The sequence below is a fragment of the Streptomyces sp. BRA346 genome, from assembly GCF_052851135.1.
In genome coordinates this window covers 1-11,314 of record NZ_JAIWIH010000085.1, presented here as the reverse complement: position 1 = coordinate 11,314, position 11,314 = coordinate 1, and the positions used below count along the sequence as shown (strand labels likewise).

The 11,314-nt window shown below is 69.9% G+C and carries 15 protein-coding genes and 1 pseudogene; 14 read left to right on the top strand and 2 right to left on the bottom strand.

The window, feature by feature from the left end; all coding sequences use genetic code 11:
- The 13 genes and pseudogenes from LCH29_RS43115 to LCH29_RS43055 all read left to right on the top strand — a co-directional run.
- A pseudogene (locus tag LCH29_RS43115) lies at window positions 1-245 on the top strand (hypothetical protein); the annotation flags it as partial.
- Between the two features lie 40 nt (window positions 246-285).
- A complete protein-coding gene (locus LCH29_RS43110) occupies window positions 286-1,071 on the top strand; it encodes an NUDIX domain-containing protein (protein ID WP_446467146.1) in 786 nt (261 codons plus the stop codon).
- 306 nt (window positions 1,072-1,377) lie between these two features.
- Window positions 1,378-2,037, top strand: coding sequence for a hypothetical protein (locus LCH29_RS43105; protein ID WP_446467145.1), 660 nt, complete (start codon window positions 1,378-1,380; stop codon window positions 2,035-2,037).
- A gap of 101 nt (window positions 2,038-2,138) precedes the next feature.
- Complete coding sequence (locus LCH29_RS43100) at window positions 2,139-2,414, top strand: hypothetical protein (protein ID WP_446467144.1); 276 nt, start codon at window positions 2,139-2,141, stop codon at window positions 2,412-2,414.
- Between the two features lie 2 nt (window positions 2,415-2,416).
- Complete coding sequence (locus LCH29_RS43095; protein ID WP_446467143.1) at window positions 2,417-2,932, top strand: hypothetical protein; 516 nt, start codon at window positions 2,417-2,419, stop codon at window positions 2,930-2,932.
- 166 nt (window positions 2,933-3,098) lie between these two features.
- Window positions 3,099-4,139: an AAA family ATPase gene (locus LCH29_RS43090; RefSeq protein ID WP_446467142.1), complete on the top strand. Its 1,041-nt coding sequence runs from the start codon at window positions 3,099-3,101 to the stop codon at window positions 4,137-4,139.
- Entirely contained in the window at window positions 4,136-4,468 is a 333-nt protein-coding gene (locus tag LCH29_RS43085) for a hypothetical protein (RefSeq protein ID WP_446467141.1), read from the top strand. The genes LCH29_RS43090 and LCH29_RS43085 overlap by 4 nt, the downstream gene beginning before the upstream one ends.
- 3 nt (window positions 4,469-4,471) lie before the next feature.
- On the top strand, window positions 4,472-4,891 hold the full coding sequence (locus tag LCH29_RS43080; protein ID WP_446467140.1) for a hypothetical protein: 420 nt from the start codon (window positions 4,472-4,474) through the stop codon (window positions 4,889-4,891).
- A 109-nt stretch (window positions 4,892-5,000) separates the two neighbouring features.
- Window positions 5,001-5,576 (top strand): hypothetical protein, encoded by a 576-nt coding sequence (locus LCH29_RS43075; RefSeq protein WP_446467139.1) that lies wholly within the window; start codon window positions 5,001-5,003, stop codon window positions 5,574-5,576.
- A gap of 296 nt (window positions 5,577-5,872) precedes the next feature.
- Window positions 5,873-6,160 carry a hypothetical protein gene (locus tag LCH29_RS43070; protein ID WP_446467138.1) on the top strand — a complete coding sequence of 96 codons (288 nt, stop codon included), beginning with the start codon at window positions 5,873-5,875 and terminating at the stop codon, window positions 6,158-6,160.
- A 97-nt stretch (window positions 6,161-6,257) separates the two neighbouring features.
- Entirely contained in the window at window positions 6,258-6,695 is a 438-nt protein-coding gene (locus LCH29_RS43065) for a hypothetical protein (RefSeq protein WP_446467137.1), read from the top strand.
- On the top strand, window positions 6,692-6,973 hold the full coding sequence (locus LCH29_RS43060) for a hypothetical protein (protein ID WP_446467136.1): 282 nt from the start codon (window positions 6,692-6,694) through the stop codon (window positions 6,971-6,973). Before LCH29_RS43065 ends, LCH29_RS43060 begins: the two co-directional genes overlap by 4 nt.
- A gap of 22 nt (window positions 6,974-6,995) precedes the next feature.
- Window positions 6,996-7,493 (top strand): hypothetical protein, encoded by a 498-nt coding sequence (locus tag LCH29_RS43055; protein WP_446467135.1) that lies wholly within the window; start codon window positions 6,996-6,998, stop codon window positions 7,491-7,493.
- Window positions 7,494-7,664: 171 nt separating this feature from the next.
- On the opposite strand, the gene LCH29_RS43050 is transcribed toward LCH29_RS43055, so the two are convergent.
- Both LCH29_RS43050 and LCH29_RS43045 read right to left on the bottom strand, forming a co-directional pair.
- The gene (locus LCH29_RS43050; protein WP_446467134.1) at window positions 7,665-8,576 is read right to left on the bottom strand and encodes a ParA family protein; all 912 of its coding nucleotides are present in this window, start codon (window positions 8,574-8,576) and stop codon (window positions 7,665-7,667) included.
- A 43-nt stretch (window positions 8,577-8,619) separates the two neighbouring features.
- Window positions 8,620-10,116: a ParB/RepB/Spo0J family partition protein gene (locus LCH29_RS43045; protein WP_446467133.1), complete on the bottom strand. Its 1,497-nt coding sequence runs from the start codon at window positions 10,114-10,116 to the stop codon at window positions 8,620-8,622.
- 964 nt (window positions 10,117-11,080) lie between these two features.
- Between LCH29_RS43045 and LCH29_RS43040 the strand changes: the two genes are divergently transcribed.
- Window positions 11,081-11,314 (top strand): DUF2637 domain-containing protein (locus LCH29_RS43040; RefSeq protein WP_446467147.1); only part of this gene is annotated, 234 nt, incomplete at its 3' end.

The window sequence follows — 11,314 nt, the reverse complement described above, 5'->3', positions numbered from 1 at the left end:
GCTGCTTCGCAGTCAGACCGCCTCCATCGGGATACCGCATAACACCGGGATACACCCACCAGCGAGATCACCATCACCCCGAACCGAAAATCTCAGTAGCCAGGAAGATCGGCCCCGACAAGCTGGCCTTCTACCGGCTCGCCGACAACGGCATGAACGGTGCCTTCCATCTGGACGCCGCGTGGCACCACGGCTGGGAGACCGTCGCCGCGCTCATCGCGACCGCCAAGGCCACGGCCCGTTGAGCCGCACACCCGTCGACCGCGCCCGCGTCTAGGAAGAATCGTGCATGAGACCCGCTACACCGCTGATGTCGCCGCCCTCGACCCGGACCGCTACGCCCCGGTCGACCACCCCGGCGTGACCGTGCCGGAGGATCGGCGCTGCTGGTCGGTGAGCTGGCCTGGATACGCACCGGTGGACATCACGCCGCCCGCACTGCGGCCACTGGCACTGACCCAGCACGTGCCCGACTGGGCCGAGCGGCACGCCACGCCGGACCTGGTGCCCGACTGGGCCGAGCGGCAGGCCCACGCTCTGGTGTCCTTCGAACTCGAGCGGGGCTGGCCGCTGCACCCGCACGGGCGCACCGGCCGCACCGGGCGGAATCTTGGCTGGTGGGGTGAGAACGCCGCCGCCGACCCCATTGTGGTCGCCGGGACCGGTGAGCAGCGGTGGGTGTTGCTGATTACCCGCGACGACATCGGGGTCGTGGCCATCCCGGGCGGCATGCTGAACCCGGGCGAGACCGCCCCGGCCGCTCTGGTGCGCGAGCTGCGCGAGGAGACCGGCGTCGACCTGGCCGATCAGCAGCCCACCATCCTCGGCCGCCAGGTCGTCGCCGACTGGCGCACCACCGACCACGCCTGGGTGGCGTCCACCAGCGCGCTCTACCAGCTGCCCGAGCAGGTCACTGCCACCGCCGGGGATGACGCCGCCGACGCGGGCTGGTTCCCGTTCAACACCCTCGACCAGCTCGATGCGGCGGTCACCGCGGCCGGGCGCACCCTCTACGCCGCGCACCGCCCGCTGCTGCAGCGCGCCTTGGAATACCTCACCCAGCAGTCATGACCGAACGGGAGCCCGGCTCCCCAGCCGCATCGAAAACAGCCCTTGAAGCCGCCCCTGACCTGGGCAGTTCAGTGGGTTGAGAGGCGGCTTCTCATCACGACAACGCCGGGCTCCGGGCCGACAACGCCACCGGCGCGCTCGCTCCGCACGCAGAACGCGGTCTGTAGGGCCAGCGAGTCTCCGTCGGCCCGCACTCCCGCTGAATTTCCCGTCCTGGGGCGGCCGCTTGGTCGCCAGACCCCGCCGCTTCAGGACGGGATGGCCATGCCCCTTCACCAACTCATCTCGGAAGAGGAGTACATACCCATGGGCAAGACCGTAGGACAGAGCGCCCGCGAACTGGGCGGTGCCGCCATCGAGGGCGTCAGCACCGTCACCATGATGGCCGCTGCGGGCGTCGGCGGCTGGATCGGGTACGACGCTGCCCCCGACACCTGGGACGGATGGCAGGCGGTCGTCGCTGGACTCGGCGGCGTCGCCATTGCGCGCGCGGTCGAGGAGCTGGCCGAGCCCGTTATGCGGCCCCTGCGCCGGCTGACGGCCCACCGCCACACCAGCCCTGCCACCCCGCACAGCACCGTCGAGGCAGGTGACCCGATCCCGCCGATGTCGGTACGGGACGCCATCGACCAGGTTGCGCAGGCGGCGTGTGCGGACGCTGCGAGCCGTGCGGCCTTCGACGCCTCCCGGATCGACCGCGGCAGCGTCCTGCTCACCACGCCCGACCGGTGGCAGGGCCACCCCGACGGCACCGCTACCTGCCACCTCGCCCCTGGAGCGATGCTGCACTACTGGCGCGACCCTGAGGACAACAGCCACTACCCCCGCTCCACATACACCTTCGTGCACTCGGCGGCTGATGCCCCGATCGAGGTGACCGCGATGCGGCAGCTGCGCGAGCTCCTGGAGGCCCATGCCAACCAGGAGACCGCCGACGACCACGACGACGTGCTCCAGACGGCCTGACGGCTCTGTGTGCTGCCTCGACCCATGTCACGGGCCGGGGCGGCGCGCAGGACCGGGCAGACCGGTCAGGTCGCACACCACGTCACACATCGGGAGCAGCTATGACCACCGTCGATACCATCCTCCGGGCCTACGCCGCTGATGTTGCTGTCATCGCGGACCAGCCGCCCGCTACGACCTGGGACGGCTTTCTGAACCAGGTGGCGACGGCCCGGGACATCCTCGCCGCCGGTAGCGGCCGACTGGGGGAGGCCAGCGACGCATTCGACGCCGCCCACGCTCTCCTCGCGGCTGCCGTGAATAGTTCGCCGCATGAGCGGTCGGCGCTGCTGGACAAGGCGCGGACGCACCTGGACGACGCGATCGCCTGGGCCTGAGCATGGAGACCGTCCTGGCGGGCGCTATCGCCGTGATCGGCACGCTGCTCGGCGCCATCGTCAGCGGCCGTTTCCAAGAGCGTGCGTCCGCGAGGGCCGCGGAGGTCAACCACCGCGAAGAGATGCGCCGCGACCGACTGAAGGCCATCACGGATCTGACCACCGCAGTCAGCGAACACCGCACCGTGATGTGGCTGCGTGGCGACGCGATGCTGAAGGGCCGTCCGGCTGAGCGGATTGAGGCCCTGCGGGACGAAAGCCACGCAACCCGCCGAGCTATCACCGGGCCGTTGACCGCGTTCCTGGTCCTGATCCAGGACCAGGAGATGCGCGACGCCGCCACATCCATGATCACGCTGACCTACGCCATGCGCGACGTGATCCCCAGCGCCTGCGACCTGACCGAAGCCGAGGCCCGGGAGGCGGCCACGGCCGCGCTGACCGCAGCTCGTCACGTCGCGATGGTGGCGCACGACGATTTCAGGGACGTCGCTGCCCGCTTTCTCAACACCGCCTGACCGCGATCTACGGGGAGCCATCGCGGCCTCCCGCAGATCCGCCGTGCGGAGCGCACTCGGTGCTGCCCCGCCCTCCGCCGGGCCCGGGGCGGTCGCCGCATCCGGCCAAGAACGTCCGCGGCCGCCCGGTCCCCCGACCCGACCAGCGAAATGGAGCAACTTCAGCATGACCGAGCACAGCAGTCGAACACTGCTGGACACCACCATCCCCGACCCCGCTGCCATTGTGCTCATCGGTCCGGCCGGCTCGGGCAAGTCCACCCTCGCCAGCACCTGGGAGCCCACCCAGGTCCTCAGCCTCGACCACTACAGGGCCCTGGTCTCGGACTCCGCCGGCGACCAGTCCGCCACCGACGACGCCGTCTTCGCCCTCCTCCGCGTCCTCGAGGCCCGGCTGCGCCGCGGACTCACCTCCGTCATCGACGCCACCTCAACCAACCCCGACGACCGCGCCACGCTTCTGGCCACGGCACGCCGCTACGGCGTCCCCACCGTCGCCCTGATCGTGCCCACGCCGCTGGAGGTGTGCCTGGCCCGCAACGCCCGCCGCACCGGCGACCGGCGCGTGCCCAAGGACATCGTCCGCGCCCAGCACCAGGCCATGGTCGCCAGCGCCTCCCCCGCCCGCCTGCGGCAGGAAGGCTTCGACTACGCCGAGTTCACCCCCGGCATCCAGCGCCTCGGCCGACTCGGCGCGCTGCTGCAGCGAATCAGCGACACCCGTCGCCGCGAGCTGGGCCTGGACGGCGACGACGACCTGGGCGACGAACTCCTCCTGCGCCGCTTCTTCGGCCCCGAGATCGCCCGCCTGGCCACCTGGAAAGACGGCTCCGAGCTCGTCACCGGCGAAGACCGCGTCGTCGTCCTGGAAGCCGCCGGCGACTACCGCACCCTCGCCTACCGGCGCGACTTCGACGGCGAGGGCAACGACGGCTTCGACGTTCTGGTGCCCTGCCCCACCGACGCCGAACGCGAGGACGACGAGCTGTGCGGCCCCGCCTGGACGCCCGCCTACAGCGCCACCGACCTGCTGCGCGCCTACCAGGGTCAGCACGAGCCCGGCGATGGCCTGGTCTGCGAGGGCTGCGGCTACGAGAGCGAGAGCGACCACGAGGCCGCCGACTGGGAGGCCGGAACCGACCCCGACGACGACCCCGAAGGCCGCGCCGACCTGGAACTGCAGCACAAGGAGGCGATCGACTCGTGACCACAACCCCCAACCCGGCCTCCACCGGCCGGCCGACGCCGACGGCTGGCTGGGACGAGGCCACCTTCCGGTGCGGCCGATGCGGCGCCCGGCGCACAGCCACCACCGAGGACACCTACCACCAGATGGTCGCGGTCCACAGCGACGCGCACGAGTTGATGGAGCGCCTCAATCCCATCGAGCGCGACGGCCTCGCCTCGATCCTGCGCGTGGTCCTGGCCGCGCCGGAACTCGGCGCCGAGTTCCTGGCCCTGATCGACCACCTGAAGCAGACCGCCGCCTCCACCCGATCCACCGAACCGCACGACGATCCACAGAAAAGGAGGTGACGCGTGAGCGTCATCGGACAGGAAGAAGGCATCCAGCACGGCAGCATGCGCGGCTTCCGTCAGCACAACCGCCGGAAGGTCCCCGTCACCGAAGCGTGCGGCTGCCTGCAAGCCAAGCGCGACGAGGACGCCGCCAAGTCCGCGGCCCGGCAGGCCGGGACCGCACCCCGGGCCGCCGCGCAGCACCGGTGGAACGGCAGTAGGCACAGCGGCACCTCCCGCCCGGAGGCGAACACCGCCGTACGAGCCGACTGCCCCACCGAAGGCTGCGGCCAGGAAGCCGCCGACCGCTTCCCTAAGCAGCGCGGCTGGGTCCGCGTCCACGTGAGCGGATCGACCGATCCCGCCCGCGACTTCTGCTCCGGCTCCTGCGCGACCTACGGCATCGCGCTCGCCGAACTCCGCATGGACAACGCCGCCTGAGCTGACGGCCGCCCGCACCGCCCCAACCCCGCCTACGGAGTTGGGGCGGTGCGGAGGACCGGACAGACCCGCCCGGCCCTACACCGAACCCCGAAGGAGGGCCGCCTTCATGACCGTTGTGCAACTCGCCTCCGCCCGCCGGGACCAGGACGACCGCCCGCACCACGGCGACGCCACCGACCCGCAGCCGATCGTCGCCCTGCACCAGCGGGCGCAGAGCGCCGATCTGGCCCAGCGCGAGCGGGAGCGCGGCGAGGAGGCAGCGTTCCAGACCGTGCTGACCGCCACCGCCGTGCTCAACGGCGCCTTCCCCGACACCCTCGACGCCGTGGTGCCAGCCATGTCCTGGACCGGCTACCCGCCCGTCCCCGACCGGCAGTTGATGGCCTCCGCCGTCACCTACCTCGGCTCCGCCGATGGGCAGCGCGGCTGGTGGCTCCACTACACCCGCCGCGAGGAGGGCTTCGGCGAAGACGGCGACCTGGCCCACGTCCTCACCCTCATCGCCCCCTGCTCCTGCGGCACCTACCTCACCGTGCAGCTGACCGACGAGGACCACCTGATCCTCCTGCTGAGCGAACTCGCCACCCCGCCCGGCGCTCCGGCCGACTGCGACTACCGCCTGCGGATCCGCTCCAGCAACTACGCCGACCCCGCCCACACCAGCATCGAGCCGCCCTTCTAGACCCGCTCGCACCGCCGTGCACGGACAACAGCGATCCACCCCGACCCGTGGCTGGAGGTCTTCCGTCACCCCGGACGGCCCTCCGCCACAGCGACGTGATCGCCGACGCCACCGCGCGGCCTCGCCCGCGCGGCCACCCGAAAGCTCTCCGACACCGGGCGAGCAGACCACCCGCAACGGCGCAGCCACCGCCCCACCTGAATCCGCCCTGGGACGGCCGCCCAACGGCCTGAGAAACCAGTCGGCCGCCCCCGGGCCACCCCATCCCGCCCGCAGGCGAGAGGAGCACCCTCACCATGCTGTCCGAGCGCACCACCACCCACTCCCCCACCCAGAAAACCCGCCAGACCGCGGCCGCCGCAATGCGCGCCATCGGCCTCAACCGCCGCCGCCCCCGGCCCCACCGCGGCCCCAGCTTCCTGTGCGGCCCCTGCGACGTCGCCTGGGCCGGCGCGGAAGCTGACTGCTTCTCCTGCGGGATGCCCGCCACCCAGGAATACAGCCACCCCCACGCCGCCCTCCAGATGCTGCTGATCGCCGTCGGCCGCACCCCCACCTTCAAGCCGGAGGAGAAGGCACGGTGACCGCCACACTCGCAGTCCTCTACGACACGGCGCTGTATGCCCGGGCCCGCCACGAAGCCGAGGGACGGCCTGGCACCGCGCTGCTGGAGCGTGCCGCATGACCACCGCACTCGAAGGCGGCGACTGGATCCGCGGCATCACGATCCGCCAGCCCTGGGCCACCTGCATCCTCGCCGGGAAGACCCCGGAAAACCGGCCCATCCACTGGCCCTGGCGCGGATGGATCCTGATCCACGCCGGGCAGAAGCTGGAGCGCCCCGCCCTGCGCGACCCGCTGGTCGCCACCACGATCCACGGCCGCGAGCTCCACCGCGGCGCGGTCATCGGCGTCGCCCGGCTCATCGACTGCCACCTGGACCAGGGGCCCGAGCGGTGCCCCAGCCCCTGGGCGGAGCGCGATGCCCACCACCTGGTCCTCGCCGACGTCCACGAACTGCCGCTGCCCGTACCCGCTACGGGCGCGCTCCCGGCCTGGAAGCCGACGCAGGACCTCGTTGACCAAGTCCGCCAGCAGCTTCCCGACCTACGGCCGTGACCCGCAGGCGCGGCAAGAAGCCGCTGTGGGAGCCGGGCCTGATCCCGGCCCCCGGCGGCTTGCTGGACTGGCGCGACGCCCAGCACTGTGACCGCTGGCAGAACCGCCCCTGCGCGCTGTGCGACAAGCCCACGCCCATGCGCTCGCACTATGACGAGCCCACCCACAACAAGGCGTGCGCTGAGCGCTGGATCTCCGAGCACCCCACCGAGGCCCGCCTCGGCCGGTTCGCCTCCGACGTCCAGCTCAAGCGCCGGCGCGACGACGACCACGCCTGAACCCCTCCACCCGGAGGCACCCATGAGCAGCACCCCGCAGCACGACGCCGACCCTGCCCTGGCCTACCCCGAGCCCCCCGCCCACCCACTGTGGCACCGGCGAAGCCCGAAACCCCAGCCGCTCACGCCCGCCCAGCAGCAGCACAACACCGAGCAGCTGCGTCAGGCCCTGCGCACCCCCCCGCCCCCGCACCCCTCGCCCCACCGACACCACGGTGGAGGCCAGTTGATGAACCCCCAGAACCACCTCGCGGCCGACAGCTACGGCGCTGCCCTCGCGACCGCCTGCCACGCCCGCGACAAGGACGACCTCACCGCCGCCCGCCGCGGCCAAGACGCCAACCACACCACGGCGACGTGGTCGGTCCGGCCGATCGTCGCCTTGCATCAGCAGGTACAGACGCTCGACCTGCCCCAGGAGGGGGCGAGTGGGGAAGGCGGAGAGGAAGCCACCTTCCAGGCGGTGCTGACCGCCAACGCCGTGCTCATCGACGCGTTCCCAGCCCCTACCTCGCTCTGACGCAGCTTTCTCGAGAGCTCCCAGCGACCCCCTCTGAAGCTCACCGTGGCACGCGCCGACCTCGCCGCTCCTGGGCCGACCAACATGAAGGCCCGTACTCCCTGCTTCGTTGGCAGGAGGTACGGGCCTTCATCGTTTCGGGGCCTTGCAGGCCACTTTCACGCGGGAAAGTCAGCGCCGTGGAAAGCCCAAGGCTGTTGCGACCTTCGCGTAGTCCTCAGAGGGCCGGGAGCTCGGCGACAGGATCGGGACCGCGCACTCGTTGCGGTAGATCTTCGTGGCGACACCCGACCAGTGCACCGGCGGAAGCAGTATGTCGCCATACTCCTCTTTGAGCTCGTTGAACGTCTCCCAGTGCTCCTCGGTCCCGAACGAGGCCGTTGGGGCAGCGCAGGCCATCACGTACTTCATCTGTGGTCGGATACCGCGCCGCTGGTACATGCGGCGTTCGCTGATCTCCTTGAGCTTTTTCTCCAGCCGGACCAGCGCGTCGGCTTCCTTGTACGTGCACAGCACCGGCGGGATGACCGCACCCTCAGTCTCTTCATCCAGGAGCACGAGAGACGTGACCGTCAGGCGACCGTAGGTGGCCGGCGGGTCGATGAGGACGACGTCGATGTCGAACTCCTCCGCCAAGTCGTCCAAGCCGTCCTTGAGCCAGAAGACGTTGCCGTCCTCGGCATTGAGGATCCGCTCGGCGTCGTCGATATCCGGATGGTCAAGGTCGCCGGGGGCGATCCAGACGTTCGGGATCTCCGCGAAGGAGTCGTCACCGTCGCCATCAGGGTCGATGCGATACCGGGCCTGGACGATGATGTCCTTGAGCTGCGCCTTGTCCGCCATCACGTCAGTGAGGCTCTTCTGCCCCTGCTTGAACATACGGCGACCCAGCACCCGGGAGGCGTTGCACTGCGGGTCCAGGTCGATGACGAGGACGCGATAGCCGCGCAGGCCCAGCTGCACGGCGAGGGCCGTGGTCGTAGAGGTTTTGGCCGTACCGCCGGCCTTGAGAGCGAAGATGAACACCTTGTAGGCGCGCCTGACGTTCTGCGCTCGGGTCGTCTTCGCGAGGGTGCTGGTCATCTGGTCTCCGTCGAAACTCTGCCATCCTGCCGTGGGCGCGCGGTCACTGTTTCCCGCCTGAAAGCCGCTCCACCTGCTGCTGTTCCCATTCGCTGAGCTGATACGCGGCACGGCTGGCGGCGAGGAACTGAACGTGTGCGATGTCGCGAGCATCCCACGCCCGCTCTGGCTGAGCGGCGCGCACTTCGTCGGCCGCAAGGCCGATCGCGAAGGCGGCGCGGTGCATCAAGCCGGGATCTTCGGACGTGGCGACGGCGGCGAAGTAGTCGCCGGGGCGCTTCTTGCTCGATGGCCCCTTCTTGAGATCCACCAGCCACCCATGAGCCTTGGCCGCAGCCTGCTTCCATTCGTTCGGGTTCAGCACCGCGGTGACGAGTCGGACGCTCGACTCCGAGCTCTTCGCGTACCGGTCTTCGGCAAGCAGCAGTCGGCACGCCAGATCCCTCTGGTCCGCCGCTGCCTTCCTGAGGACCTCGGGGTCGACAGCTGCGGGCTCGGAGGCTCCGGCGTCCTCAACAACTGCGACGGCGCCTGGCGCAGCAGATGTCTCCCCCTGCGACGCCTCACCGCCCCCACCAGAGGACGTCACCGGATCTGTAGCCCCACCGGAAGAACCCTGAACTTCCCCGCCCTGGGCACTGCTCTCCTCACGCTGCTCCGGAACCGCCGGGCCTGCGGGCGACTTTGTGGCGCGCGACTTTCCCGCGTGAAACTGCTTCTGCCTCTCCTGGATCAGCCTGTTCTTGGCTGCATCCACGGACAGCTTCTCGTCTCGCATCAGAGACCAGCCGCGCAGCTGCAGCGTGTGGGCCTCCTCCGACACCTTCGAGCCGTTGTCGTCCTTGAGAAGAGAGAGCGAGTATCCGGAACGCATCGACAGGTCGCCGCTGTGAATCGCCTGCTGAACCTCCTGGGGGAGCTTGAGCAACGCGAGGTACTTCGACACTGTCCCTGCGGCGTATCCGGCCCGCTCCACGACCTCGTCGAAGTTGAGAGCCCGATCCTCGTCCTCGTGAACGCGCTGCCTCAACAGGTCGATCGACAGGGCCTGCTCGATCGGGGATAGACCGTCGCGACTGTTGTTCTCGGAGACCAGCTCTTCCTCGACACGACGGTCCCGGGCGAGGTCGTCACGAAGGACTGCTGGCATGACGCGCCCGGTCTTGAGAGCGGCGGCGTGTCGCCGGTGGCCAGGACCGAGGATGTACTGCCGCTCGGGGTGCTTAACCCGGGACGCCCACTGCGGATAGCACTCCATGAAGACCTTGGTGTGCATCACGATGCCCGGCGTGTGGACGCCGTGCTCCCGCACATCCGCGATCATCGCATCCATATTGCGCAGCTCAAGCCGCGTGTTCATCGGGTTGGGCGAGATGTTCTCCGGATCGAGCTCCAGGAGCTCGCCGTCCTCGGGAGGAAGGGCGTGGATGTCCTGGCCACCTGTGAGACCAGCCTTCTCGCGGTCGGCCCGCAGCCTGCCGGTCCCGCCGCCTTCGCCCTTCTTCTTGCGCTTCGGCCGAGGGAGCGGCGTCGTCATCATGTCCTCCGGAATTGTGCAACCTGTCGCACTGAACCCTAGCGGGCAGAGGCTCCCTAGCTCATCCGGACCGTGCCGGTTTCACGCGTGAAAGCCCCCGGAACCCTCCGCCCGGGATCCGGTGAGGATGACGTAGGGCGCCGTCGCGGCGCCCTACCCGGCGATGTGAAGAACCGCGGAGGCCCGCCGTGCACGAGCCGGACCGCTCCCCCGCTGCATCACCCACCTGCGCTCGTACCGGGCGCATACACCGGTGCCGTGCGCACCGGCGTCGCCGTGCACATCGAGCTGGCACTGCGCAGCAGGAGGAAGACCAGCTGCGCAATGCGCTCGGCGAGAAGGCGCGCAGCCTGGATTGCGCAGCCGGGTAGAACGGGCGCGTTGTTCAGACGGCCGTCGCACGGAGCGGCGTTGTCTTCCCGATCTCCCGCACCACCAAGTGGTTCCGGACGCTTTGTGGACGAGCCGGCTGGCGGGCGAGCGGCTGGGTGTCGGCCGTGTGCGGCCTCTGCTGCTCACGACTGGTGAGCTGGGCCGGTGGCGCCGGCAGTGAGGTGCTGCCGAGCCTGCGGTGAGGGTTGACTGGTTGGTTGACCATGGCATGGCCAACCGGATGTGACCCGGTCGTGATCGTGGTCAACCTCGGCTGGCCAGCGAATCGGTCATGCGCACCGGGTTGTCTCCAGGTACCCGACTGATCACGCCGCCCTGGAGTTCGCATGCCGAAGTCCGCGTCACCTCGGAGAGACGCTGCGCAGCCGGGCCTATCCGCCGGGCCTGCACGACCACATCGCCGACCGCGTGCTCACCCGCCAGAGCGGGGCAGCCGGTGCTCCGATCACTATTTGTTGACGATCGTCAGCTCCGGACTCCGTTCCAGTACCACCCATGGCTACGCGTGAGAGTGTGAAGGCTGCTCAGACAGGCAGGTACTAATGAGGGAGGGGCGACTGCGGTGACTGCGCGGATGGGGAGGCCGTTGGCACTCAACCGGTCGCATCGCGTGCTGATCGGCGTGGTCGTCGCCGGGGCGGTGGTGATCGCCGCGATCGGCTTCGCGGGGTCCTACTCCGCGGTGCGCGACCTCGCCGAGAAGAAGGGCTTCGGCGCCTTCGCCAACGTCTTCCCCATCGGGATCGACGCCGGGATCTGCGTCCTGCTGGCCCTGGATCTGCTGCTGACCTGGATCCGCATCCCCTTC

Bases quoted from the DNA above. Each gene is read 5' to 3' on its own strand.
- LCH29_RS43105 (WP_446467145.1), top strand. From the start codon at position 1,378: ATGGGCAAGACCGTAGGACAGAGCGCCCGCGAACTGGGCGGTGCCGCC.
- LCH29_RS43100 (WP_446467144.1), top strand. From the start codon at position 2,139: ATGACCACCGTCGATACCATCCTCCGGGCCTACGCCGCTGATGTTGCT.
- LCH29_RS43095 (WP_446467143.1), top strand. From the start codon at position 2,417: ATGGAGACCGTCCTGGCGGGCGCTATCGCCGTGATCGGCACGCTGCTC.
- LCH29_RS43090 (WP_446467142.1), top strand. From the start codon at position 3,099: ATGACCGAGCACAGCAGTCGAACACTGCTGGACACCACCATCCCCGAC.
- LCH29_RS43075 (WP_446467139.1), top strand. From the start codon at position 5,001: ATGACCGTTGTGCAACTCGCCTCCGCCCGCCGGGACCAGGACGACCGC.
- LCH29_RS43070 (WP_446467138.1), top strand. From the start codon at position 5,873: ATGCTGTCCGAGCGCACCACCACCCACTCCCCCACCCAGAAAACCCGC.
- LCH29_RS43065 (WP_446467137.1), top strand. From the start codon at position 6,258: ATGACCACCGCACTCGAAGGCGGCGACTGGATCCGCGGCATCACGATC.
- LCH29_RS43055 (WP_446467135.1), top strand. From the start codon at position 6,996: ATGAGCAGCACCCCGCAGCACGACGCCGACCCTGCCCTGGCCTACCCC.
- LCH29_RS43050 (WP_446467134.1), bottom strand. From the start codon at position 8,576: ATGACCAGCACCCTCGCGAAGACGACCCGAGCGCAGAACGTCAGGCGC.
- LCH29_RS43045 (WP_446467133.1), bottom strand. From the start codon at position 10,116: ATGATGACGACGCCGCTCCCTCGGCCGAAGCGCAAGAAGAAGGGCGAA.